Annotated in this window: 21 protein-coding genes and 2 pseudogenes; 17 read left to right on the top strand and 6 right to left on the bottom strand. The window is 65.3% G+C overall.

Going from position 1 to position 25306, the window contains the following annotated elements; translation table 11 throughout:
• Positions 1 to 64: 64 nt before the first annotated feature.
• Positions 65 to 4519 (bottom strand): glutamate synthase large subunit, encoded by a 4455-nt coding sequence (gene gltB, locus ACZK45_RS00300; protein WP_478445269.1) that lies wholly within the window; start codon positions 4517 to 4519, stop codon positions 65 to 67.
• Positions 4520 to 4694: 175 nt separating this feature from the next.
• Complete coding sequence (locus tag ACZK45_RS00305; RefSeq protein WP_004133799.1) at positions 4695 to 5084, bottom strand: I78 family peptidase inhibitor; 390 nt, start codon at positions 5082 to 5084, stop codon at positions 4695 to 4697.
• Between the two features lie 111 nt (positions 5085 to 5195).
• On the opposite strand from ACZK45_RS00305, the pseudogene ACZK45_RS00310 reads away from it, so the two are divergent.
• A pseudogene (locus ACZK45_RS00310) lies at positions 5196 to 6252 on the top strand (DNA topoisomerase IB).
• On the opposite strand, the gene ACZK45_RS00315 reads toward ACZK45_RS00310, so the two are convergent.
• On the bottom strand, positions 6230 to 6538 hold the full coding sequence (locus ACZK45_RS00315; protein ID WP_004153470.1) for a hypothetical protein: 309 nt from the start codon (positions 6536 to 6538) through the stop codon (positions 6230 to 6232). The pseudogene ACZK45_RS00310 and the gene ACZK45_RS00315 sit on opposite strands and share 23 nt — an antisense overlap.
• Before the next feature lie 194 nt (positions 6539 to 6732).
• Between ACZK45_RS00315 and ACZK45_RS00320 the strand changes: the two genes are divergently transcribed.
• The 16 genes and pseudogenes from ACZK45_RS00320 (at position 6733) to ACZK45_RS00395 (ending at position 21243) form a co-directional block, all read left to right on the top strand.
• The gene (locus ACZK45_RS00320) at positions 6733 to 7851 is read left to right on the top strand and encodes an SDR family oxidoreductase (RefSeq protein WP_478445270.1); all 1119 of its coding nucleotides are present in this window, start codon (positions 6733 to 6735) and stop codon (positions 7849 to 7851) included.
• Positions 7852 to 7919: 68 nt separating this feature from the next.
• Positions 7920 to 8333 (top strand): DUF7684 family protein, encoded by a 414-nt coding sequence (locus tag ACZK45_RS00325; RefSeq protein ID WP_097048126.1) that lies wholly within the window; start codon positions 7920 to 7922, stop codon positions 8331 to 8333.
• Between the two features lie 79 nt (positions 8334 to 8412).
• Positions 8413 to 9201, top strand: a complete 789-nt coding sequence (locus ACZK45_RS00330) for a hypothetical protein (RefSeq protein WP_478445271.1) — start codon at positions 8413 to 8415, stop codon at positions 9199 to 9201.
• Positions 9202 to 9246: 45 nt separating this feature from the next.
• Positions 9247 to 9345, top strand: a pseudogene (locus tag ACZK45_RS00335) (DUF6624 domain-containing protein); the annotation flags it as partial.
• Positions 9346 to 9379: 34 nt separating this feature from the next.
• Positions 9380 to 9574, top strand: coding sequence for a hypothetical protein (locus tag ACZK45_RS00340; RefSeq protein WP_049398575.1), 195 nt, complete (start codon positions 9380 to 9382; stop codon positions 9572 to 9574).
• 383 nt (positions 9575 to 9957) lie between these two features.
• Positions 9958 to 11220, top strand: coding sequence for an HlyD family secretion protein (locus ACZK45_RS00345; RefSeq protein WP_053448414.1), 1263 nt, complete (start codon positions 9958 to 9960; stop codon positions 11218 to 11220).
• Between the two features lie 69 nt (positions 11221 to 11289).
• The gene (locus ACZK45_RS00350; protein ID WP_141401631.1) at positions 11290 to 11898 is read left to right on the top strand and encodes a 2OG-Fe(II) oxygenase; all 609 of its coding nucleotides are present in this window, start codon (positions 11290 to 11292) and stop codon (positions 11896 to 11898) included.
• Complete coding sequence (locus ACZK45_RS00355; RefSeq protein WP_053448416.1) at positions 11895 to 12494, top strand: DUF6817 domain-containing protein; 600 nt, start codon at positions 11895 to 11897, stop codon at positions 12492 to 12494. The genes ACZK45_RS00350 and ACZK45_RS00355 overlap by 4 nt, the downstream gene beginning before the upstream one ends.
• Positions 12491 to 13078, top strand: coding sequence for a hypothetical protein (locus ACZK45_RS00360; RefSeq protein ID WP_154582886.1), 588 nt, complete (start codon positions 12491 to 12493; stop codon positions 13076 to 13078). Before ACZK45_RS00355 ends, ACZK45_RS00360 begins: the two co-directional genes overlap by 4 nt.
• Entirely contained in the window at positions 13075 to 14118 is a 1044-nt protein-coding gene (locus tag ACZK45_RS00365; RefSeq protein ID WP_478445272.1) for an MvdC/MvdD family ATP grasp protein, read from the top strand. The genes ACZK45_RS00360 and ACZK45_RS00365 overlap by 4 nt, the downstream gene beginning before the upstream one ends.
• Before the next feature lie 92 nt (positions 14119 to 14210).
• Entirely contained in the window at positions 14211 to 14384 is a 174-nt protein-coding gene (locus ACZK45_RS00370; RefSeq protein WP_154582884.1) for a hypothetical protein, read from the top strand.
• Between the two features lie 83 nt (positions 14385 to 14467).
• Complete coding sequence (locus ACZK45_RS00375) at positions 14468 to 15463, top strand: prolyl hydroxylase family protein (RefSeq protein ID WP_478445273.1); 996 nt, start codon at positions 14468 to 14470, stop codon at positions 15461 to 15463.
• 181 nt (positions 15464 to 15644) lie between these two features.
• Positions 15645 to 16628, top strand: a complete 984-nt coding sequence (locus tag ACZK45_RS00380) for a hypothetical protein (protein WP_141401632.1) — start codon at positions 15645 to 15647, stop codon at positions 16626 to 16628.
• 54 nt (positions 16629 to 16682) lie between these two features.
• Entirely contained in the window at positions 16683 to 18809 is a 2127-nt protein-coding gene (locus tag ACZK45_RS00385) for a peptidase domain-containing ABC transporter (RefSeq protein ID WP_053448420.1), read from the top strand.
• 154 nt (positions 18810 to 18963) lie between these two features.
• Complete coding sequence (locus ACZK45_RS00390) at positions 18964 to 19350, top strand: BlaI/MecI/CopY family transcriptional regulator (RefSeq protein WP_004133922.1); 387 nt, start codon at positions 18964 to 18966, stop codon at positions 19348 to 19350.
• A gap of 3 nt (positions 19351 to 19353) precedes the next feature.
• Entirely contained in the window at positions 19354 to 21243 is a 1890-nt protein-coding gene (locus ACZK45_RS00395; RefSeq protein ID WP_478445274.1) for a M56 family metallopeptidase, read from the top strand.
• Between the two features lie 67 nt (positions 21244 to 21310).
• Here the strand turns inward: ACZK45_RS00395 and ACZK45_RS00400 are convergent, their stop codons facing one another.
• From ACZK45_RS00400 to ACZK45_RS00410, 3 genes are all read right to left on the bottom strand, one after another.
• Complete coding sequence (locus tag ACZK45_RS00400) at positions 21311 to 21625, bottom strand: I78 family peptidase inhibitor (RefSeq protein WP_125893021.1); 315 nt, start codon at positions 21623 to 21625, stop codon at positions 21311 to 21313.
• Positions 21626 to 21691: 66 nt separating this feature from the next.
• Positions 21692 to 22717 carry a ribonuclease H-like domain-containing protein gene (locus ACZK45_RS00405; RefSeq protein WP_125893023.1) on the bottom strand — a complete coding sequence of 342 codons (1026 nt, stop codon included), beginning with the start codon at positions 22715 to 22717 and terminating at the stop codon, positions 21692 to 21694.
• Complete coding sequence (locus ACZK45_RS00410; RefSeq protein WP_478445275.1) at positions 22714 to 25203, bottom strand: DEAD/DEAH box helicase; 2490 nt, start codon at positions 25201 to 25203, stop codon at positions 22714 to 22716. Before ACZK45_RS00410 ends, ACZK45_RS00405 begins: the two co-directional genes overlap by 4 nt.
• Positions 25204 to 25306: the final 103 nt, after the last annotated feature.

A 25306-nucleotide genomic window follows, 5' to 3' on the forward strand; every position in this document is an offset into this window, starting at 1 on the left:
ACGTTGCCGGCCAGCGGCCGGCACTACGTGATCCTGGGATGCCGGCCAGCGGCCGGCACTACCGTTACGCGGCGCGTCGCAGGGTTTCGGTCAGCGACTCGATGCTGGCGGCCTTCGGTTTGACCAGCCAGAACTTGCCGATGTAGTCGCGGAACTCGTCCAGGATCTGCTGCGCCCAGATGCTGCCGGTCAGCTCGCGGTGGCGGCCGATCAGGCGGTGCAGGTGCTGGCGGTAGTTCTCGAAGCCTTCGGCGGACACGCGATGGATGTCGATCAGCTCGTGGTTGTAGCGGTCGACGAAGTCGCGGTCGACGTCCAGCACGTAGGCCAGGCCACCGGTGAAGCCGGCACCGAAGTTCAGGCCGACCTTGCCCAGTACCAGCACCACGCCATCGGTCATGTACTCGCAGCAGTGGTCACCGGCGCCTTCCACCACCGCCAGCGCGCCGGAATTGCGCACGGCGAAGCGTTCGCCGGCACGACCGGCAGCGAACAGTTCACCGCCGGTGGCACCGTACAGGCAGGTGTTGCCGATGATCGCGGTGCTGCGTGCCTCGAAGCGGGCGCCGCGCGGCGGACGCACCACCAGGCGGCCGCCGGCCATGCCCTTGCCGACGTAGTCGTTGGCTTCGCCTTCCACTTCCAGGTGCAGGCCACCGACGTTGAACGCGCCGAAGCTCTGCCCGGCACTGCCGCGGAAACGCAGTTCCAGCGGCGCCTCGGCCATGCCCTGGTTGCCGTGTGCACGTGCCACCGCACCGGCCAGGCGGGTGCCGATGCTGCGGTCGGTGTTGTGGATAAGGAAGCGGTGTTCGCCACCGCGCTTGTGTTCGATGGCCGGGGCCAGCAGGCCGTCCATCTGCGTGGCCAGGCTGTCCGGCGATTCGTACAGGCGCTGCGCGGCACAGTGACTGCCCTCGTAGCGGGCATCGGCCAGCAGGCGTGACAGGTCCACGCGCACGCCGTCGCGCGGCGCCGCCTCGATCTGCCGCAGCAGGTCGGTGCGGCCCACGATTTCTTCCAGCGAACGTGCGCCCAGGTAGGACAGCCAGCCACGCACTTCCTCGGCCAGCAGGCGGAAGAAGTTCTCCACGCGCTCGGGCTGGCCGGTGAAGTGGTTCTCGCGCAGGCGCTCGTCCTGGGTGGCCACGCCGGTGGCGCAGTTGTTGAGGTGGCAGATGCGCAGGTACTTGCAGCCCAGCACGATCATCGGTGCGGTGCCGAAGCCGAAGCTGTCCGCGCCCAGCAGCGCGGCCTTGACCACGTCCAGGCCGGTCTTCAGGCCGCCGTCGGTCTGCAGCAGGGTACGCCCGCGCAGGTCGTTGGCCAGCAGCGCCTGGTGCGCTTCGGCCACGCCCAGTTCCCACGGTACGCCGGCATAGCGGATCGAGCTGACCGGCGAGGCACCGGTGCCGCCGTCATGGCCAGAGATGGTGATCAGGTCCGCTCCGGCCTTGACCACGCCCGCGGCAATCGTGCCGACGCCGGCATGGCTGACCAGCTTCACCGACACCAGCGCGGTCGGGTTGACCTGCTTGAGGTCGTAGATCAGCTGCGCCAGGTCCTCGATCGAATAGATGTCGTGGTGCGGCGGCGGCGAGATCAGGCCGATGCCTGGACGCGCGTAGCGCAGCCGCGCGATCAGCTCGTTGACCTTGTGCCCGGGCAGCTGGCCGCCTTCGCCGGGCTTGGCGCCCTGCGCGACCTTGATCTGCAGCACTTCGGCATTGACCAGGTATTCGGCGGTGACGCCGAAGCGGCCCGAGGCCACCTGCTTGATCTTGCTGCGCTTGGCGGTGCCATAGCGGGCGGGATCCTCACCGCCTTCGCCGGAATTGCTGCGACCACCGAGGCGGTTCATCGCAATCGCCAGCGCCTCGTGTGCCTCAGGTGACAGTGCACCCAGGCTGATCGCCGCGGTATCGAAGCGCGGGAACAGTTCGCTGGCCGGCGCCACGTCATCGAGTGGTGTCGGCGCAGCGGCCGGCACCAGTTCCAGCAGGTCGCGCAGTGCCGACGGCGGACGCGCGTGCACGGCATCGCAGTACTGCTGCCAGGCACGCGGATCGCCGCTGCGCGCCGCGCGCTGCAGGGTGGTCACCACGTCCGGGTTGTACATGTGGTACTCGCCGCCGTGCACGTACTTCAACAGGCCGCCGACATCCACGTCCTGCTGCGCATCCCAGGCCTGCGCACACAGCTCGCGTGCGTCGGCATCCAGGCGCGCGAAACCGGCACCACCGATGCGCGAAGCGGTATCCGGGAAGCACAGGTCCACGACTTCCGGTTCCAGGCCGATGATCTCGAACAGCTGCGCGCCGCGGTAGCTGGCCACGGTACAGATGCCCATCTTCGAGATGATCTTCGACAGGCCCTTGTACACGCCCTTGCGGTAGCGGCGGCCGATCTGCGACTGCTCACCGCCCTTGCTGAGCTTGAGGATGCCGCGTCGGCCCAGATCGAACAGGGTCTGGTAGGCCAGGTACGGATACACCGCCGTGGCGCCGAAGCCGAGCAGGCAGGCCATGTGGTGCGGGTCGCGCGCGGTGCCGGTCTCGACGATGAGATTCACGTCGCAGCGCAGGCCCAGCCGTGAGAGGTGGTGGTGGATGGCGCTGGTAGCGAGCAGGGCATGCACCATCGGCCGCCCGGCCACCGGGTAGCGGTCAGACAGCAGCAGCATCACCATACCCTCGCGCGCGGCCTGTTCGGCCTCGGCACAGATACGCTCGATGCCGGCACGCAGGCCCTCGTCTTCGCTGTAGGACAGGTCCAGCAGGCGGTTGGCCTGCACGTACTGGTCCATCTTCAGCAGCTGGCGCAGCTTGCGCTGGCTCAGTACCGGCGAGTTGAGGATGACGTGGTTCACCGTCTCCGGGCCGGCGTGGAAGATGTTGGTCTCCCTGCCGAGCTGGGTGGACAGCGACATCGCGCAGTCTTCGCGCAGCGGATCGATCGGCGGGTTGGTGACCTGCGCGAAGGCCTGGCGGAAGTAGTCGTACAGCGGGCGGCTGCGCTGGCTCAGCACCGCCATCGGCGTGTCGTCGCCCATCGAGCCAGTGGCTTCCTGCTCGGTCTCGGCCAGCGGTCGCAGCACCTGCTCCACTTCCTCGCTGCTGAGCTGGTAGAGCTTGTGGTAGCTGCGCAGCGTGCCTTCGTCGAAGGGTTCCTCCACCAGCGAGGGATCGATCAGTTCGGTCTGCAGGTAGGTCACGCCCTGCTGCAGCCATTGCTTGTACGGCGCGCGACCGCGGTTGATGCGATCCACCGCATCGGAGTCGAGCAGGTCACCGCGCTTGAGATCGATGGCCACCATTTCGCCGGGGCCGAGCTTGCCCTTGCGCACCACGCGCTCGGTCGGCACTTCCCACACACCCGCTTCGGAGGCGACCAGGAAGTGGCGGTCGGCGGTCAGCATCCAGCGCGCCGGACGCAGGCCGTTGCGGTCCAAGGTGCACACCGCATAGCGGCTGTCGCAGGCGACGATGCCGGCCGGGCCATCCCACGGCTCGCTGTTGAGCCCATGGAACTCGTAGAAGGCCGCCAGGTCCGGATCCTTGAATTCCAGCGACTGGGTGGCCGGCGGCACCAGGATGCGCAGCGCCTGGATCAGCTCCATGCCACCGGCCACCATCAGCTCCAGCATGTTGTCCAGGCTCTGCGAGTCAGAGCCGTGCATGGAGATGACGGGGTCGAATTCACCGATGTCGAAGCGCGGCGTCTTCCACACCTTGCTGCGCGCCTGCGCCCAGCGCCGGTTGCCTTCGATGGTGTTGATCTCGCCATTGTGGGCGAGCATGCGGAACGGATGCGCCAGCGGCCAGCGCGGCAGTGTGTTGGTGGAGAAGCGCTGGTGGAACACGATCGCGCTGGAGGCCAGCTCGCGGCGCTGCAGGTCCGGGAAGAAACGGCTGAGCTTGTCCGGCAGCACCATGCCCTTGTAGCTGATCGCATCCGGGGTGAGGGTGGTGACGTAGAAGTCGGCGTGTTCGCGCAGCTGCTGTTCGCTGCGGCGACGGGCCAGGAACAGCGCCAGCGCGAAGCCGGCATCGTCCTGGCCGATGCCGGCGTCGACGAACACCTGCTCGATGCGCGGCAGCGTGTCGCGCGCCAGCTGGCCGCAGACGCTGTCATCGGTGGGCACCTCGCGCCAGCCGGCGACCTTGCAGCCGACCGCTTCCACCTGCGCCTGCAGCTGCGCGCGGCAGGCCTGCGCCGCGTCGGCGTCGTGCGGCAGGAACACCAGGCCGGCGGCGAAACGCGCAGCGACCGCGATGCCGGCTTCGCTGGCCAGCAGTTTCAGGAACGCATCGGGGCGGCGCAGCAGCAGGCCGCAGCCATCGCCGGTCAGGCCATCGGCGGCGACACCGCCACGATGGGTCATGCGCGAAAGCGCGGCGATGGCGGTATCAACCAACAGGCGCGATGGTTGATCGTCGAGCTGGGCGACCATGCCAAATCCACAGGCATCGCGCTCGGAGCGCGGGTCGTAAAGCCCTTGGCGGTTGCGGGGGGCCATCTCTACCTCGATGCGGAATGAATTGAACGGGGACACTCAAGCCCGCTCAATCCCTGGAGCGCATCGTGAGGCCACCGGATGCCTCGACTAGATCACAGGTTGCTGCAACGCCGCAATACACGGTTGCAGGTGCAACAGAACGCGCCGGCAACCCAGTGCCGGCGCGGGGCCGGACTCAGCCGCAGCGCGCGCCGCTGACGGCGCCCTTGGCGTCCACTTCGATGTTCAGGCGGTCGCCGAGGAACTCCATCGTGGCCACGTCGTTGGGCTTGAGCACGCGCACCTGGTTGGCGCCGGCATCTTCCTGCGCCTGCTTGCCCAGCGCGTCGGTGTAGGTCTGGCCGACCAGGCTCTGCACCTGGCTGGCATCGCAGGTGCCGACCGGCGGAGCCTCGGTGGCCTTGCCGGCTTCGTCGGCCGGCGCCTTGGCGGCTTCGGCGGCCTGCTGGGCGTGGGCCGTGGCCGAATCCTGTTCATCCAGCGCCGGTGCCTGGCAGGCGGTCAGCGCCAGCACGGCCGGCAGCAACAGGGCGGAGAGCGAACGGGCGCGAATCGGGAACGACATCATGACTCCGGAAGGGGTTGTGAAGACCCGAGCATAGCGGCGAACCGGCCCTCACGTGTTTGTCTTGTGTTATCGACAGGATCGCGGCATGGCGACGGCGACACTACCGACATGCCAACCCCCTCTACTCCCGAACGACAGGCCGCACGCGCGGCCGGCCTGCGCTATGTCGACGATACCCAGCCGGGCATCAGCCGGCGCCGCGCCGCGCAAGGGTTTCAGCTACCGCGATGCCGATGGCCACGCGATACGCGACGCCACCACCCTGCAACGCATCCGGGCGCTGGCGATTCCGCCGGCGTATACCGCCGTATGGATCTGCGCCCACGCCAACGGCCACCTGCAGGCCACCGGCCGCGATGCACGCGGACGCAAGCAGTACCGCTACCACGCCGACTGGGCCAAGGAGCGCGACGCCGGCAAGTTCGACCGCATCATCGCCTTTGGCGAGGCCTTGCCCACGCTGCGGCGGCGGTTGTCGCGGGATCTCAAGCGACCTGGGTTTCCGCAGGAAAAGGTGCTGGCCATGGTGGTGGCGCTGTTGGCGGACACCCTGGTGCGGGTCGGCAATGAAACCTATGCACAACAGAACCGTTCGTTCGGACTGACCACGCTGCGCAACCGCCATCTGGAGCTGCTGCGCGGCGGCCGGGTGCGCATGCGCTTCCGCGGCAAGTCCGGGCAGCTGCAGGAGGTGACCGTGGGCGACCGCAGGCTGGGGCTGCTGGTGCGGCGCCTGCAGCAGCTGCCGGGGCAGGCGCTGTTCCAGTACCGCGATGATGACGGTGCGCTGCAGCCGGTGGAATCCGGCGCGGTGAACGACTACCTGCGCGAGGTGATGGGCGAGGACTTCACCGCCAAGGATTTCCGCACCTGGGGCGGCACCGTCGCGGCGGTGCAGGCGTTCGCCGCCACCGAGCTGCCGGAACCGGCCAGCCAGCGCGCGCTGGCCCAGGCGCAGCGCGCGGTGGTGTGTGAAGTGGCATCGCTGCTGGGCAATACCCCGGCGGTGTGCCGCAAGGCCTACATCGACCCGTGCGTGTTCGCCGGCTGGGAGCGCGGCGAACTGGCGAAGCTGGCCGGCCTGCGTGGGCCGCGCCAGTGGGAACAGGCCACCCTGCGCGTGCTGCGCAGGGCGCGCCGGCTCAGCCGCAGTAGATTGCGGTGATGTTGTTGGTGCGGCCCTTTTCGATGGTCAGGCGGTCGCCGCCTTCGCTGGCCGGCGGTACCCGCGGACCGTCATGGCGCAGCACCCGCACATGCAGGCTGTCGCTGTCCACGCGTGCGCGGGCCACGGTGGCATCCGAAGCGGCCAAGCCCAGTGCGCCGCGCACCATGTCGCTGTGGCACTGCCCGGAAATCACACCGTCGATCGGCTGCACCTGGGCCATCGGTGTGCTGCTGCAGGCGGCGAGGGCGAAGCAGACGGCGGTGGTAGCGATGGCATGTTTCATGGTGGCGTTCCTTGTGTGGTTGCGTGCAGCGTGCGACGTCGCACGTGGTGGCGGAATGAATACCGTGCACATCGTGGACACGGTGCGCTCACTGCCGCCAACAGCATAGGTGGAGACACTGCAGGCGCGGCGGATGCCGCCCCGGGTAGTGCCGGCCGCTGGCCGGCAACCCCATTCCCCCCGAGGAGACCTGCATGGCCACCGCCAAGAAGACCCCCGCCCGCCGCAAGGCATCGTCGAAGGTGCGCAAAGGCAGCACCGCAACCAAGACCGTCGCCGACCCCGATCGCCCGCGCGTGGTTAAGACCGCAACCCGCAAGGCGGCTGCCAGCGATCCGCGGGCAGCGCGCGTCGCGGCCCGGCAGCGGCGCCTGCAGGACCAGGAAAAGGCCAAGGATGTGCGCGCGGCGAAGAAGGCAACCAAGAAGGCAACAAAGAAGGCCGCGACCCAGGCCGGAGCACGACGCCAGCCGGAGGCGATGCCGGCGCAGCAGCTGGCCAAGCCCGGGCATGAGCACGAACTGGAGCTGGCGCCGCGTTTCCTTGCACCGGACTACACCGGCAGCGGCAAACTGCAGGGCATGCGTGCGATCGTCACCGGTGGCGATTCCGGCATCGGCCGCGCGGTGGCGGTGCTGTTCGCACGCGAAGGTGCCGACGTGGCCGTGCTGCACCTGGACGAGGCCGAGGACGCGGACATCACCCGCCAGCACGTGGAGCGCGAAGGCGGTCGCTGCGTGGTGATCGCCGGTGACGTGCGCGATCCGCGCTTCTGCAACAATGCGGTGAAGCAGGCGGCCAAGGCGTTCGGCGGCATCGACATCCTGGTCAACAACGCCGCGTTCCAGCTGCACTGCGAGCGGCTGGAAGACCTGGAAGACGCGCACCTGCAGGAGACCCTGCAGACCAACATCGGCGGGTACATCCAGATGGCGCGCGCGGTGCTGCCGCATCTGGGCGAGGGCGCCAGCATCATCAACACAGGATCGGAAACGGGAATCTTCGGCAGCAAGGCGCTGATCGACTACTCGGCCACCAAGGGCGCGATCCATGCGTTCACCAAGGCGCTGGCCAGCCAGCTGCTGCCACGTGGCATCCGGGTCAACTGCGTGGCGCCGGGGCCGGTGTGGACGCCGTTGAACCCCGCCGACAAGCAGGCCGAAGATGTTGCGGAGTTCGGCAAGGACAGTGACATGGGGCGGCCCGCACAACCCGAAGAACTGTCGCCCGCCTATGTGTTCCTGGCTTCGCCGGTCTGTGCCAGTTACATCAGCGGGGTGATCCTGCCGGTGATGGGCGGTCCGCGCGGCTGACGCGGCGGCGGTGCCGGCCGCTGGCCGGCAGCTATCCTCGGCGCATGCGAACAGAGGATGGGGTGGGCATGGACGGCACCGCTGAATACCTGTGGCTGCCGCCGGGCGCCACACCGCCCGAACGGGCCTGCTCCCCTTGCCGGGCCATTGTTGCTGTCGAAGCCGCCGTGGAGGCGGACTGGCAGGCGCCGATGAGCGATTGGCTGGTGCGCAGCGGTTGCCGCTACATGATGGCCTGGGGCATCGAGTGCAGCGGTTGGGATGATGCGGTGGACATGGCATCGCCGGAGGTCGAGTGCGCCGACTTCGTGATGACCACCTGGCATGATCGCGACACCCTGGCGGAGGTGTCGGCGTTCTGCGCCATTGCCCAGCACTCTACGCTGGAGCTGCCGCACACTCGGGTGTTGCATGTTGCTGGGGTGGCCGACCGGGCGCGCGTGCTTGCAGGTGTTCAGGGCGCTGTTGCAGCAGATGCGTAAAGATCGGCGATGCGCGGAATGAACCGCTGCGGTTGGCGCGTGGGAGCTGCATACTCGGCCCACCGGGCAGAAACGCCACATGGAAGATCACAACGGAGTTCGCACTCCCTGCACGATGATCAGCCTCGGCAGACCCTTCAGTCGCTTGGCCAGTGTCCTTGCGCTACTGCTGGCTTTCGCACCCTTCTGCATGGAAGCAAGCACTTTTGACATCGGCCTTGATGGAAAAAGCCCTTACCCGGAGCACTCATGCGACCAGATACTGGAGCTCCAGAGAAACTCTGATGGCCGAATGCTGCTTCGCGATGAACTGGATGCATTCAAGGCGGTGCTGGTCGAGCAGGGCTGGCCCACCTATCGCACCTCGGGGCCAGCCCTGATTGATGCGGCCGGCAAGCTGCTGGAGCGCTCTGGCCTGGATTGCGAGTTCCAGAAGTACATGCTTCGCGTTCTTGATCAGCAAGTCGGCGATGACATCCGTCCTGCAATCTATGCACGGCTTGCGGATCGCATCCATGCTTCCCACAATTCCAGCCAACTGTACGGCACCCTGCAGCAGCAGCTCGATGATGTGGCTACGGTTGATCCGCCAGTAGCCTCGTTGGGCTCCCTGCTGTTCTTCCGTGACTTCTACGGTCTGCCCAGCCTTGAGGAGGACCTGGCCTCGGGCGGCATCGATTACGAAGTGACCTTGTCACAGCCACCGGCGACGTACACCTGGCCCGACATCCGGACGCTGCTCGGTGAGCTGATCCAGCCCGATCAATCCTTGCGGGCAGCGCTGAGCGCTGCCCGCAGCAAGGGCGTTTCAGCAAAGGTCGAGCTGCTCAAGGAGGAGATCGCTGCCTCCGATCGAGAAGGCCTGTGAAGGATCAAGCAGGTATTCGAAGGCGTAGGCTTTCCGACGCGGGACATGGCGGGCATTGATGGTGTCTCTAGGGCCTTCCTCCTGGTCCAGCACGCGGATGAGGATCCAGCGTTCCAGAGGCGTGCGTTGGAGCTGGCCAAACCATTGATGGAGTCACGCGGCATGTCGCGACGCCAGTATGCAATGCTGGCTGACCGGGTTTCCCCTGGCAGAAGGCGAGCCGCAACTGTACGGCACGCAGATGACCCTTCAGAACGGCGTGTACGTGCTGCAGCCTACGTCCGATCTTGACGGTCTGGACAAGCGTCGATCGCAGATGGCGCTTGGCCCTTATCAGGCGATGCTCGATAGTGCCAACGCCAGTCGTCCTTGATTGAAATGTTGCGCCAACATCCTGGGCTTCCAGTGTTGAAGTATCCAGTTGATCTGCAGCATCGAATTGAAGTTTCGAGGGGATTCCTTGGCAGACATGTGGCTGGAGGTGGCGGCCGGGCGCGCCTGCTTGCTTGCAGATGTTCAGGGCGCTGTTGCGAAATACTCGCAGCGCAATGCGCACTTTTGATGTGGAGAACGTGATCGCGCGGACACGCGGAATCCGCAAATTCACACACAGAAGGAGTGAATGCATTGGATCATTTTCATGAACACGCGAAATGTGACGAGGTTATCGATGTCGCAATTGCCTTCACTCAAGTGTTGACGTGATGCGCTCGATGATCGATAAAAAGGCCCAACGCAACGGGAAAGGATGCCCCGATGTCACGACATCTTTTTCGCAGGGAAGTGATGCAGGCGAAGGGAAATCGTTGGCTGGGCCGCATCAACATGGTGCAGCCGATTCCGCTTTGGCTGTTTACCGCCTTCGCTGCCTGCTCAGCTGTTTCCGTCATTCTCTTCATTGCACTTGGCAGTTATACAAAGCGTGCCCGGGCCATGGGACAGCTTGTCCCTGTCGAAGGCATGTCCACTGTCATGGCACCCGCAAGCGGTGTCGTCTCTCTTCTCAAGGTCAGTGAGGGAGAGAATGTGCGTGCAGGTCAGGTGGTTGCCGTGCTCACCGTGCCAAGGGCAACGGTTGGCGAAGGTGATACCTCCGCCGCATTGGAGAAGCGCATCCGCGAGCGGGTCCAGGGATTGAAGGATGTGCAGGCCGCGGATCAATCCCAGCTCGATGCACAAAGTGACGGTCTCATTGCGCAGGTGGCTGCGGCGCAACGCGAGCTGGCGCAGTTCAAGGAGGAAATCCAGACAAGAAGCAGGCAGGTCGTACTGGCCGAAGAGACACTCTCGCGGCTGGAGAGACTGCGCGAAGGCAGTTACGTAAGCGAACTGCAGATCAAGCAGCAGCAGACACTGGCGCTTGAACAGCATGCCAGTGTGCAGGCCCTGCAGCGCCAGGCAATCACAACACAACGACTCATAGCGCAGTTGCAGGAGGCCATGCGCTCGCTGCCGCAAAAGCGTGAAGCCACCAGAGCCGGTCTGCGGGGCGCATTGGCCCAACTTGAACAGGAACACGTCGAGCTGCTCGCACGAGGTGAGCTGGTGCTTACCGCGCCGGTGGATGGAACGGTTGTCACGCAGGTGCTGAAGCCGGGCCAGTCGGTGACCATGGGCCAACCTCTGCTGAGTATCCTGCCGCAAGACGGCCGTCTGGAAGCTGGCCTGCTGGTGCCCAGTCGTGTCATCGGCTTCATTGATCCCGGCGATCGCGTACTGCTGCGTTACCAGGCGTACCCCTATCAGAAATTCGGTCACCATGAGGGAACAGTGCAGCGCGTCAGCCGCAGCGCGCTTACTGGGACAGAGCTGGAAATGCTGATGCCCGGCTCGACGATCCAAGGCGAACCGATGTACAGGGTCACCGTCGCACTCTCCAGTCAGGAGATGGACGCTTACGGTCGCATCGAGCGACTCAAGCCCGGCATGACACTTGAAGCTGACATCCTTGGCGAGCGCAGCAGCTTGGCCGAATGGATCTTTGCGCCACTGGTCGCACGAAGCAAACGGATCTTCTAGAGAAGGTCACCTCCACTCAACCCGTCCTGCCGTTGAAACCGAACGGGCGGACACGCAGAGGAAGCAGCGATGGAACTAGAGCAGCGGGAAAGGCTTGGGAGCGTACCGGATCTGGGCGATGTCGATGTTGTCGATGACCTGGTACCAGACGAACTTCGGCGCGACATCCTGCGACTGGTCCGTAAACCCATCTGGGCGTATGGATGGAAGTCGGTCAAGTCTGAAGACCGCTTCAGCTTCTGGCATGCGCATTTTGCCGGAGGCGACAAGGAAAGCCGTCAGGGGTGCCTGGCCGAACTTGCTGCAAACGAAGCTGCACGACCGATCCACGAGCTGTGGGAGTGCCTGTCGCAGACGGTGCTGGCCGGCCATGAACCCCTTCGTGTGTACGCCAATGCCCATACCTACGGCGTGGAGGGCTATGTTCATACAGACAATGCAGACAAGGAAAATTACTTCACTGTCGTCTACTACGCCCACGGAATCTGGCATCCCAACTGGTCGGGCGAGACAGCTTTCGTGGTGCCGGAGACGGGTGACATCACCCATGCTGTCTACCCGCGACCTGGGCGCCTGGTGGTGTTCCGGGGCGCCACGCCACACGTTGCACGTTCACCCAGCCGGGACTGTCCCGAGCTGCGCATCACCGTCGTGTTCAAGACCCAGCTCGCACAATGACCTTGCCCGTCGCCAACATGCCGGAGCGGCCCTCCCTGCAGATGCTGCAGGAGTACCTGTCACTCCTGCGCGCTGACCAGGTGCCGCACTCGGGGCGAACGCTGAAGGATCATCTGGAAGGAACGGGCCGCATTCTGCGGGAGTGGGGATGCGACGAGGCGGTATGCATCGCTGGCATGTTCCACAGCATCTACGGAACGAACGTGTTCGGATTCAAGCGTCTTGGGTGGAGTGATCGGCCGCTGGTGGGTCGGATGCTGGGCGAACGTGCCGAGCATTTGGTGTATCTGTTCTGCGTCAGTGATCGGCCCGGTGCGTTCCTCGAAGCGCTGGGTACCGGCATCATTCGCCACAGAACAAGCGGCGAAAGCTTCAGTGCGGGCGTGGATGTCTGTGCGGCGTTGCTTGAGATCGAATCCGCCAACCTCATCGAGCAGGGATGCGGCGAGCAGTTCCTGAAGCGACTGTCCGCATGGGTGAGCGCATATCCAGACCTTCCGCTGAGCGTTGGCCTGCGCTCGCTCCTTGCTGGGTACGCGGCGGCTGGAAAGGCGCCCGCCGCCCCTGGCAGGCCGACAGCGGAGGAACTCCATTGAACGCTTCATCCATCCGTCGGAAATTTGCAGTTGACCGTTTTGCGCGGCTTGAGCAGCTGGTGGCGGCAGAAGTGATGGATCTCTACTTCCAGTATGCGAAGAGCTATGCGCGCATGCCGAAGTACTATGAGCTGGAAACAGAAACCGCGTCGCTGGGGCGATATGCCGACGCCATGGGCGAGGTGCTGCTGGCCAAACTGTTGCCTGAGGTGGAAGACTGTGTAGGAAAGCGGCTGCATGCCACTTACTCGTTCCTGCGCTTCTACACGCCTGAATCGAGGCTGCGCAGACACACTGACCGCACATCCTGCGAATACACGCTGACCTTGACCGTTGGCAGCGAAGGTACGCGGGCGCCCTGGCCGATCATGATTGAGACCCAGGAGGGTGTGCAGGCGTTCGACCTGGCTCCAGGTGATGGGCTCCTGTTCTCCGGACGTGAGCTGCCCCACTGGCGCGAATGCCTGCCAGTGGGAACCTGGCTCCAGCTCTTCCTGCATTACGTCGATGCAGACGGGCCGCATGCAGCGAACCGGTTCGATGGACGGAAATTTCTCGGACCGACGAGGCGATCAGTAGCATGACTGTTCTCATCAATGCTGGAGCGCACGATACACACGCCAAGGCCGTCGTTTGGGGCTTGCGGCGCAAAGGAACGACCGTGTTTCATCTGGCGAGCGACAGGTTCTGCCAGACAACGGCCTTCAGCATCCGCGTAGGGGCTGCGCAAAGTGGTGCCACGCTCGCGATCGACGGAGAAACCGTAGCCCTTGATCAGCTGTCGGCAGTGTGGCATCGCCGCCCGTTTGAGGCGCTGCAGAACGCTGGCGTTCAACCAGAGGATGAGGTGTTCGCCCGAGGCGAATCGCAACTGATGCGCGAGGGGTTGTATCGATCCCTGGAGCTTGTCCCGGCAGTGAATCCATTGGATGCCCTTGTCCGGGCCGAAAACAAGATCCATCAGCTGAAGCACGCGGCCGAGCTTGGCTTCCAGCTTCCGGCCACGTTGATAAGCGGCTCACCTGAGGATGTCCGAGGTTTCCTTGCCCAACACGCGGAGTGCATTTACAAGCCGCTACGCGGCCATGTCTGGAAGTCCGATTCTGCTCGACGCGCGACCTACACCGCCAAGGTCAGCGAAGCAGATCTCCCGGCGGATTCACTGCTGCGCGCCGCCCCAGGCATCTATCAGGCCCGCGTGGAATATGCTTTCGAAGTCAGGGCGCAGTTTTTCGGCCGCCAGTGCGCTGCGATCCGTATCGAGCAGCCGACGGATGGCAGTCTCGACTGGCGGCGCAGCCAGGGCACGATTGACACCTGCGAAGTGGTGGATGTCCCGCTCGACCTGCAGCAACGCTGCCATCGTCTGATGGAAGCGCTCGGCCTCGTGGCGGCGGGGTTCGATTTTCTCGTTACGGACGATGGGCGCTGGATCTTCCTTGAGATCAATCAGGCCGGACAGTTCCTTTTCGTCGAACAGTGGTGCCCTGGATTGCCGATGCTGGACATGTTCTGTGAGTTCATCCGTGCACCGTCGCTGCAGTGGCGATACGACATGGGACATGCGCATCGCCGGATCTCCTATTCGGAATTCATCGAGAGCACTTCAGTGATTACGTCCTGACCCCGGCAGGTGGGACGTCAACCCATTGCGTCAGGCGCCTGGCGTGATCCACCGACAACACTCCTGTTGTCGAAAATCGAGGAGAAAATGGCATGAAGAACGAAGATATCAAGAAGGACCTGGAGTCGCGCGTGCTTGGTCACATTCTTTCCCAGGAAGAAATGGAGCAGGTAGGCGGCGGCGATGGCGATGGAATTCCGACGCTCCCGCCGGTGAAGACGACGCCGGCCAGTGACAACGGAACCACGCATCCGGTCCTTGAGTAACTGAATACGGCGAGTGCTGCGATGCCTGGCCGTCAAGGTGGGCGTCGCGGCCTCGCTTTTCCGGAGAACGGAGCTGAAGCGCAATGCAGCTGGAGCATTCCATCCTGAAGGGCCATTGCCCGCACCTGGCAATCATCGACGTTGCCGCTCGGCTCGCGGGGTGCTCAGTGCAGTCTTCTGACGTCGCGCTGCTGGGCGCACCCCGCAGGTACACGGAAACTTTCTCCCTGCAGCGAGCTGCAGGCATCCTTGGTGATCTGGGCATCATCAGTGTCGCGGTTCGCACCGACCTCGGCGGATTGGCACAACTGCGATTTCCCGCCCTGGCCCAAGTGCGGTCCGGTACACGCCAGGAGTTCGTCGTAGTGAGCCGCATCGACGATCATGCGATCGTCTACTACAGCGGCCGCCTGGGATGGCAGTTGGACGGCCTGAGTTCGTTTTCCAAGCGCTGGACAGGCGTAGCTCTCACCCTTGAGGCTGCTGTCCGTGGGCCTTGCCGCGTAGGTAGGGACGCAGCGCTGCTTTCAGATCTTGAGATTCAACTCATCCAGGATTTCATGACGGTGGACGAATGCGAGGAACTCATGGCCAGCGCGTCACCTGCGTTCCGCAAGAGCATGGTCAGTGCGGATGGCAGCTTGCAGAGTGAGGTCATGTCCAGCGGCCGCACAAGTGAATCGGCGGCCTGCTCGGGGGACCTGTGTGCCCGCATCACCGATCGCGCGGCGGAGCTGCTTGGCTGTGCGAGCACGTTGTTCGAGCCGATCCAGTGCGTCAGGTATGAGATGGGACAGAAGTTCGCCCCACACTATGATGTTCCCCTGGATGCAGGACTGCCAGATCAGTCCACGCGCGCATGGACACTTCTTGCGTACCTCAACGATGGGTTCGAAGGCGGGGAAACCCTCTTTCCTGCCTTCGACCTGAGTGTGCGCCCTCTTCGTGGCGCCCTGCTCATGTTCCGTAACCGTGGCCGACAACAGCGAAGCGTCAATCCGGGTGCGCTGCATGCGGGCCAACCGGTAACCCGCGGGAGCAAGTATGCCTGCAATATCTGGTGTTCAGATGCCAATTAGATGCCTGATCGCGGTCTTCTTTCTGTTCCATGCAGCCGTCGCCCCCGCCTTGGCCGATGCTGCTCCAAGCCTGCCTCCGGTTGCGCAACATCCAGTGTCATCGAAGCCAATGGTGCTTCCGAAGGCCACGGAACTGCCTGTCGGCCCCGCGGGCACCTGGCGGTCTCCAGTGTCTAACGGCGTGGATCGGCAGATCGCGGTACTGAGTGCGCCCGCCGGCGGATTCAAAGTGGTGTATGCGCAGTATCTCCGCGGCGACATGGACTCATCACGGCTGATGCAGATCCGGTCCTCTGATGGTCGCCTCATGGACCAGCCTGAGCCGCTGTCGTTTGGTTCAGTGCTGGAGGATGCTCCGGTGCTCGTTCACATCGATAACGATGCGTGGCTCTACTTTGCAGGCAGTGACGCTGATTTCAGCAATATCACGCTTTGGCGCGCGCGGGCCACGCCGCAGGGGTTTGGGGCGCCACAGCGGCTGCCGGATGTCCCGGGACTGACCCAGCTGGTCCAGGCACCTCGATGGGTGCAGGCAGAAGGCGATCTCTATCTGACATTCCGTGGAATGGGAACCGGTCCTCGCTGGATGTCGATGCGCAATGCCCGATCACCATCGGAGTTTCAGGGGGCGGCATCGACACCCGTGGCGTATCCGCGCGTGGTGCCGCTGGGCCAGCATGGCTGCTTCATGAGTTATCAGAAGGCGCCCGAAGGTGGCTACATGACAACGCTGTACAGCGTCAGCCCCGACTGCAGAACCTGGTCCGGCCCTGTGGAGCTTTCGCCAGCAAAGTCTCCGAACAAGCCGGATGTCCACGACGGGTTCGCGCTGCCTCGACAGGACGGCGGCGTGGACATCTACTATGTCTACCCTTCCTACAAGGGCGCCACAGCGCGGTTTCCCGTCAGTTTCGATCTGTACAGGCGCGCAGTGGATGTGCAGGGCAGGGCAGGTCCCGAGCAGCTCCTGACGGAACGGCTTGCCTACAATCCATTCGCTCCTTCCGCGCATCGAATGCCGGATGGGTCTGTCCTGGTCTCGTTCTCGGACATCGAGGCGCGCGGCGATGCTGGTGTGACCAAGGGACGACTGACGCTCTTCCGGATTTCCGGAGATGCGCCGATGGAGCCTGAGCGCCCTGGGCACCGCGACAGTGACAGCTGACGTGATCGTGTCGTCCGTCATGCCCCTTTCCCGGCAATCCAAGCGGCTGCGCACATGAAGGTCATCCTGCAGTCTGAAAGCGCCGAATGCGGGTTGGCCGCATTGGCGATGGTGGCTGACCACCATGGCCAGCACGGTGGGCTGGCCGTGCTGCGCCAGCGGTTTAATCTTTCGCTGAAAGGGCTGCGTCTGGATCGGCTGGTTCAGATCTCCCAGCAGATTGGCTTTTCGGCGCGCGCGATTCGAGTCGAACTCGAAGAACTGGGGAAGCTGACGACTCCGTGCATACTGCACTGGGACATGAACCATTTCGTGGTTCTGAAAACGGTGCGTGCATCAGGGATCGTCATTTGTGATCCCGCCGTCGGTGAGCGGAAACTCAGCTACCGCGAGGCATCGGAGCACTTTACCGGAGTTGTGCTGGAGCTGACACCGACGGCCGAGCTCAAGCCCGTGAAGCGCGCACCGGCGATCAGCCTGCAGCAATTGACTGGCGCGGTGCGCGGCATGTGGCGCTCGTTGGCCCAGGTTCTGATTCTGTCGCTGGCGTTGCAGGTTTTCGTCGTGCTGGCGCCATTCCTGCTGCAATGGGTGGTGGATCAGGCACTTGTCTCGGCGGATCGTGACATGCTCACCGTCCTCGGGATTGGATTTGGCATCGCCCTGCTTCTGCAGGTTGCAATCAACCTGCTGCGTGGCTGGTCTGTGGTCTATCTTTCCACGCATTTCGGATTGCAGTGGACGAACAATATTTTCGCCCACCTGATGCGTCTGCCGTTGGCATTCTTCGAGAAACGTCACCTTGGTGACATCACCTCACGCCTTGGCTCCATCCGAGAGATCAGGACGGTCATCACCACCAGTTTCGTGGAGGGCATCATTGACGGTCTCATGGCGATCATGACCTTCGCGCTGATGCTCATCTACTCATGGGAACTGGCGATGGTGACGCTGTGTGCCGTGGCCGTCTATGCGGGTGCCCGATCTCTGTCCTACCGTGAGTTCCGTAATCGGACCGAGCAGCAGCTGATGGTCGGTGCCCGGCAGCAGACGCATCTGCTCGAGTCACTCCGCGGTATACAGAGCCTGAAGGTAGCGGGTCAGGAGCCGCAGCGGCGTGCTGCCCACGAGAATCTGATGGTTGACACCGTCAACGAAGAGTTGAGGTTGGCCCAGATGGGCCTGGGCTTTACGAGCATCAACCAGCTGGTGTTCGGCATTGAGCGGATCGCCGTGATCTGGATCGGTGCGTTGCTTGCGATGTCAAATGTGTTCACCGTCGGCATGCTGATCGCTTACCTCGCATACCGGGAGCAGTTTTCGCAGCGTGTCGGCAATCTCGTCGACAAGTGGGTTGAGTTCCGGATGCTGCGCCTGCATGGTGAACGTCTGTCGGACATCGTACTGTCCGAGCCCGAGGATTGCGGAGAGGGAATCGCCCCGGCCTTGCCCGGTGAGATGGGCGTGGAGGTTGAGAATCTTTCCTTCCGCTATGGCAACGGTGAGCCCTGGATATTCCGCAACTGCAGTTTTGTTGTGAAGCCAGGGGAATCGTTGGCGCTCATCGGTGGATCAGGATGCGGCAAGACAACGCTCATGAAGCTCATGCTCGGTCTTCTTGAGCCTACGGAGGGAAGTATCCGCATTGGTGGACAGACGCTGCGCGGCGCTGGCGCTCGGCGCCTGCGTGAAGCCATCGGCGCGGTAATGCAGGATGACCAGCTTTTCGCCGGCAGCATTGCAGAGAACATATCCTTCTTTCAGGGAGCTGCCGAACAGGAGCGTGTGGAGCACGCGGCGCGGCTGGCGGCGATCCATGACGATGTAATGGGCATGCCCATGGGCTATCACAGCCTGATAGGCGACATGGGAAGCACATTGTCCGGCGGGCAGAAGCAGCGGCTTATTCTTGCCAGGGCGCTTTACCGTGAGCCCAGCGTTCTGTTTCTGGACGAAGCGACAAGCCATCTTGATGTCGCCAATGAGCGTCTGGTAAATGATGCTGTCGATAGACTTCGTCTGACGCGGATCATTGTCGCCCATCGCCCCGAGACAATAGAGCGGGCAGATCGGGTGATGGTGGTTGAAAACGCCGACGTCGTGCTGGCGACCCGAGTGCGAGCGAGCAATCTCAGGCTGAAGGCTGCGCAATCATCCGGACAGGTACCGGAGAGCCACTGAGCACGTGGCTTTGGATTCCGTTATCCCTTGATGCTGGATTTGGCTTGCATCAGCGTCGCGTCGCTACCGTTCGTCGGCCCATGACTTCCGGGGGGTTGACTACAGTTGTCGTCACGCAGAAAGTGGCGACACGTGTAGTCAAGGGAGTGGTGTCATGCGTGGCAAGACGATCGGGGACCAGGAACTGGCCCTGCTGCAGTACATCGATGAACATGCGCCGGCCAGCGTCGGCGAGGTCGCCAGTGGCTACGGCGAGGCCCGTGGCCTGGCCCGGTCCACCGTGCTGACGATGATGGAGCGGCTGCGGGCGAAGGGGTATCTTCGTCGCCAGCAGCAGGACGGCGTCTACCGCTACCAGGCCACGCGTGGCCCGGAAAGCGTGCTGCAGGGTGCAGTGGCCCAGTTCGTCGACAACACCCTGCAGGGCTCGGTGTCGCCGTTCGTGGCCTACCTGTCGCAGCGCCAGCAGGTCAGCGACAACGAGCTGGCCGAGCTGGAAGCGCTGGTCGCCGAACTCCAATCGCGCCGCCACGAGGGCTGAGCCATGGACACCACGATGCTGATCCCGTTGTTGGAACGGCTGGGCTGGACCAGCCTGCAGACCGTGCTGCTGGTGGCCCTGGTGTACGGCGTGTGCCGCGCGCTGCCGTCGCTGTCGGCGGCCACCCGCTGCCGCCTGTGGTGGCTGGTATCGCTGCAGGCCGTGCTCGGCCTGTTCTGGAGCCAGCCGTTGCAGCTGGCCTGGCTGCCGGCACCGCAGGCGGTGGCGATGACCGCCACTGACGTTGCCGCAGATCTGGTCTACCCGCTGGCGCCGGAAGCCTCGGCGCAGCTGCTGGCGACGATGCCGGTGCCTGCAGCGGACGTGCCGGCAGTGGCGTGGTGGGCCGTTGCACTGGCCGCGCTGTGGGCATCCGGTGTGCTGCTGATGGCCCTGCGCACCTTCGGTGAGTGGCGCCGCTGCCGCGCGCTGCTGGCCGCCGCCTATCCCTGCGAGGACGAGGCGCTGGTGCAGGCGCTGCAGCTGGCCTCCGATGCCCACGGCGTACGCCCTGCGCCGCGGCTGTGGATGAGCGCGCAGGTGGACGTACCGCAGCTGGTCGGGCCGTTCCGCCCGGTGCTGCTGCTGCCGGCCGGCGACAACGCCCTGCAGGGTGATGCGCTGGACCTGGCATTGACTCACGAACTGCAACACCTGCAGCGGCGTGACCTGCAGTGGGGTCTGCTGCCCGCACTGGCCCAGCATCTGTTCTTCTTCCATCCGCTGCTGCGCCTGGCCGTGCGCGAATACGCCCAGACCCGCGAGGAAGCGGTGGATGCGGCGGTGGTGGGCCAGCACGGTGCCAGCCGCCACGCCTACGGCCGCCTGCTGCTGCAGCTGGGTGTGGCGCCGCAGCCGCACCTGGGCGTGGCCAGTGCCGCGCCGAGCACCACCAGCCTGAAGCGCCGCCTGATGAGCCTGCAGCCGCGTCGCGCCTGCCCGCGTATCCTCGCCATCGGCCTGACCGCCCTGGTGGTTGCAGTGGGCGTGGCGCCGATGCGCCTGGTGGCCGCGCCGGCACCGCCAGCGCCGCCCGCACCGCCGAAGGCGGTACCCGCACCGCCGGCCGCGCCTGCAGTGCCGGCCAATGCCACCCACGTGGTGATGCCGACCCCGCCGACGCCGCCAACCCCGCCGGCCGCCGCCGATGCACCGCCTGCGCCGCCCGCCCCTCCGTCACCGCCGGCAGAGGATGACGACAGCTACACCACGGTGGGCGAGCTGCACCTGGGCAACGACCTGGAACGTGGCCACGTGCTGATCGACCATGGCCGCAGCTATGCCAGCGCGACGATCGAGGACATCAAGCAGGCCCGCCACGATGTCGGCCGCGATGGCCCGGTGCTGTGGTTCCGCGAAGGCAGCAAGCGTTATGCCGTGCGTGATCCGGCCCTGATCCAGCCGCTGCAGCGCGTCTATGCGCAATCGGCCGAACTGGGCCGCCAGCAGGGCCAGCTCGGTCGCGAGCAGGGCGTACTGGGGCGCCAGCAGGGTGAACTGGGTCGCAAGCAGGCCGTGCACGCCCGCGAAATCAGCCGCGTGGCGACGCAGGCCGCCAGCAGGGCGGTGCGCGAGAGCGACATCAACCGCCAGGCCGCAGCGGAGGCCGCGAGGGCCGCGAGCGGTGCGATGGATGATGCCGCGATTGCCCGCCAGGCCGCAGCCGAGGCCCGTCTTGCGATGCGTGAAGTGCAGGCGGTGCAGGACGCACACAGCCACGACATCAGCGAACTGGCCAACCAGCAGGCGAAGCTGGGCCTGCGCCAGGCCGCGCTGGGCAGCCAGCAGGCGGAACTGGGTGAACGCCAGGCGCAACTGCAGGCGCAGGCCTCGGCACAGGCGAAGCAGGTGATCGCGCGCGCACTGGCCAGCGGCAAGGCCGAGCGCCTCTGAGCGGTAGTGCCGGCCGCTGGCCGGCAATGTGGGGCGCCGGCCAGCGGTCGGCACTTCCTTGGGAACATCAACCGCAGCTGGCGCGCTCGATGCGGTTCTGCGCATCCACCTGCACGGTCACGCGGTCCTGGCGGAAGTCCATGGTCACCGCCATGCCCGGCTTGACCACCCGTGCACCGCGCGCGCCGCTGTCAGCCACCAGTTTCTTGATCGTGGCTTCGTCGGCGGTCTTGCCGGTGAAGGCCTCCAGCGCCTCCGGCCTGCATTCGTGTGCGGTATCGGCCACGGGCGCCGGCGCGGGATCATGGGTGGTGCTGCTGCCGGCGTGACTGCAGGCGGCCAAGGGCAGGATGGCGAGCAGGACCAGGGGGTTGAGGCGCATCGTCGGGCTCCAGGCGTGGATGGTGGCGGCAGTGTCACCGCTGCCACCGTCAGGCCGCGTCAACGCCTACTGCCCGACCAGCGCCAGGGTTTCGCGTTCACGTTGTTCTTCCCGTACCAGCCGCTGCAGCAGCAGGGCCAGGGTCACCACGTCCTGGTGGTTGTGGTCGGCCACCCGGCGCAGGTTCACCGCGTCGCCGCCGCGCAGGAAGCGCAGCCATGCGCCCGGCGCTTCAGAACCGGGCAGGTCGTCCTCGCGCACTACGCGCAGCAGCTGGCGTTCGATGGTGGACAGCTTGCAGTTCTCCCACGTGCCGCGATAGCGGCGGCGGGTGGGATAGAGCAGGTCGACGTGATCCAGCGCGCTGATCGGGCAGCGCTGGCGGGCCAGCCGGTAGCGCGCCTTCAGCAGCGGCGCATCGTAGCTGCGGCCGTTGTAGCTGCAGAACACGGTGGACGGCTGCAGCCAGCGGGCGAAGGTGGCCAGCATCGCATCCTCGGCGGCCATCGTCGCCAGCAGCAGCTGGCGGATGCGCAGGCCTTCGCCGCGTTGCGGGCACACATGCCAGTCGGCGGCACCGATCATGAAGGCACGGGTGCCGGTGCCGCCGGCCAGGCCGGTGGTCTCGGTATCGAAGAACAGCAGATCGCGTGGGGCCACGTGTTCGCCTTCGCGGCGGGCGAAATCCAGTGACAGCGGCTGCGACGGAATGGGCTGCGGCTGCAGCGATTCGATCAGGAACAGGCCCGGTGCGATCTCCTCGCCGGGCAGCTGGCGATCCTGCGCGCTGGCGCGTGCCGGCGCGGCTCCACCCCGCGAACGCAGGCCGAGCAGGCGATGCAGGCTGCCCACTTCCGGCCGACGCAGCGGTGCGGGTGCCGGTGTGGAGGCCGCTGCACCGGTCGGCTTGTGGCGGATTTCCTGTTCGACCCAGGCGAACACCGAACGCTCGGCCGGTGGTTGCCGCGCATCGTTGGCGGCAACCGGTGCCGCAGGTGATGCGGGCGGCGGCTCGGGCGCAGCCGGCGTGACTGCCTTCGGGTCACCGGCCTGCTTCCGCAGCAGGCGCAGCTTGTCCAGGCTCAGGCTCACGGGGCCAGCAGCTCCATCGGATCGCGCGTGGTCATCACCACGTCGGGCACGTGCTGGCAGGCCTCGCCATCGAACAGGTCCAGCACACGCAGCGCCAGCGCGCGCGGCGAGGTTTCATCCTCTTCCTGAGCGGCCAGCACCGGGCCGACACAGGCCGGGCAGCCGGCCTTGCAGTCGCAGCGCTGCACCAGTTCGCGCGCGCGCTGCACCAGCTCGGCCTGGCGCTGCCACAGCGGTTCGCTCAGGCCGACGCCGCCGGGGAAGTTGTCGTACAGATACACGGTGGGCACGAACTCCTGCAGCAGCTCCACCACACCGGGATCACCTTCGCTGCCACGCAGTTGACCACGGCCGCTCTGGTCGGCGATCGCGAACCAGGAACCATCGCCGTTGCCGACCGACTTCTGCAGGTCGCGCGCATCGGCCATCACCGCCACGGTGGCGACGATGTGCAGCGCATACGCCGCGCCGAGGAAACCATCGAGCGCATCCTGCTTGCTGGCGAACGCGCGCAGCAACAGCGCCTGCGGCAGCTGCCACCACACCGCGGTGGTATGCAGTTCCTGGTCGGGCAGGTTCACCGGGCCGTAGCCGATGTTCTCGTGGGTGTAGTAACGGATTTTCTTGTAGCCGGCCACGCGACGCACCACGTGCACTTCGCCATGGTGCGAATCGGCACGCCCGGCCACGCCACCATCGAAGCGGTCCAGCACCTTGAGCTTGGTGAAGTCGATGCTGTCGGTGTAGTAATCCACATGCGTGCGGGTGACATAGGCCTTGCGGCCTTCCCAGTCCAGCGTCTCCACCTGGTAGGGCGTGGACTGCACCATGTGGATGGCGCCTTCATACAGGGTGAGTGCAGCAGCGGAATAGTCGACCTCGGCGATGATCTGCTGGCGGCCATCGCTGCGATCGACCACCACGAAGTTGCCATCGGCCACTGCGCGCAGGCTGACTGCGTTCGCCGGATAGCTGTCGGCGATCCATTCCCAGCGTTCGCCTTCGCGGTGGATCACCTCGGTTTCAGCCAGCGCTTCCAGGAACACTTCCGGGTCGATCGGGCCGAAGCCATCGCCAACCCGGAACGGCAGCTCGAACGCCGCGCAGCGGATGTGGTCGAACAGGATCAGCGGCTGGTCCGGCGCGATGCGCGCGTGCTCGGGCGAGGCCTCGGCGAAGAAGTCCGGATGCCGCACCACGTACTGGTCCAGCGGCTGCGAACTGGCCACCATCACCCCAAGCGCCGGCTGCTGACGGCGGCCGGCACGGCCGAAGCGCTGCCAGGTGGCGGCCACGCTGCCGGGGTAGCCGTTGAGGATGACCACGTCCAGGCTGCCGATATCCACGCCCAGCTCCAGCGCCGAGGTGCTGACGATGCCGTCGATGTTGCCCGCGCGCATCGCACGCTCGGTCTCGCGGCGTTCGGTGGGCAGGTAGCCGCCACGGTAGGCGCGGATGCGCGGCGGCTTGCGCGGGTCGTGGTCGAAGATGTCCTTCAGGTACTTGGTCAGCACCTCGACCATCAAGCGGGTCTGCGCGAACACCAGGGTCTTCAGCCCGGACTTGATCGCAATGCGTGCGATGCGGTTGCTCTGCGAGCGTGCCGAGGCGCGCAGGCCCAGGTCCGGATTGATCACCGGCGGGTTCCACAGCAGCACCTGCTTGGGCCCGCTGGGCGCGCCGGATTCGGTGATGGCGGTGACCGGTGCCTCGATCAGCGCCTCGGCATGCGCCTGCGGGTTGCCGATGGTGGCCGAGCACAGGATGAACTGCGGTTGCACGCCGTAGAACGCGCAGATGCGCTTGAGCCGGCGCAGCACGTTGGTGACGTGACTGCCGAATACGCCGCGATAGGTGTGCACCTCGTCGATGACGATGTAGCGCAGGTTCTCGAAGAACTGCGCCCACTTGGTGTGATGCGGCAGGATCGCCTGGTGCAGCATGTCCGGGTTGGACACCACGATGTCCCCGTGCAGGCGGATGGCCTGGCGCGCATCGCCGGGAGTGTCGCCATCGAAGGTGAAGGCCTTCACCCCGAGGTCGCCAGCGCGGTTGAGTTCCAGCAGCTCGGCCACCTGGTCCTGGGCCAGTGCCTTGGTCGGGAACAGGTACAGCGCCTTGGCCTTGTCCTGCATCGCCGCGCTGACCACCGGCAGGGTGTAGCACAGCGACTTGCCGCTGGCGGTGGGGGTGACGATGGCCACGTGCTCGCCGCGCTGGCTGGCGTTCCAGGCCTCGGCCTGGTGGCTGTAGAGCTGTTCGATGCCACGCGCCTTCAGGGCGGCAGCCAGGGCCGGCGGCACCGAATCGGGAATGGGCGCATAGCGGCCTTCGCGGCCGGGAATGGCAAAGCTGCCGGTGATGCGGTCCTGGTAGCGGCGCTGCAGGCGCGCGCTGAGCAGTGCGCCGTCGCGGGCGGGCAGGCCATCGCGGGTGGCGAGCTTCTGCTCGGCATCGGCGGTGCGCTTGGCGAGTTCGTAAGCCATGGAAAGTGGAGCCGGGACGGATTGCGAGGGGTCACATGGCACCACACTCACGTCTCAGGATGTGAGACACCGCACACCAAGGGCATGAACCGTTCAGTGCTCG

The sequence above is a fragment of the Stenotrophomonas sp. 63632_Sma genome (assembly GCF_056482875.1).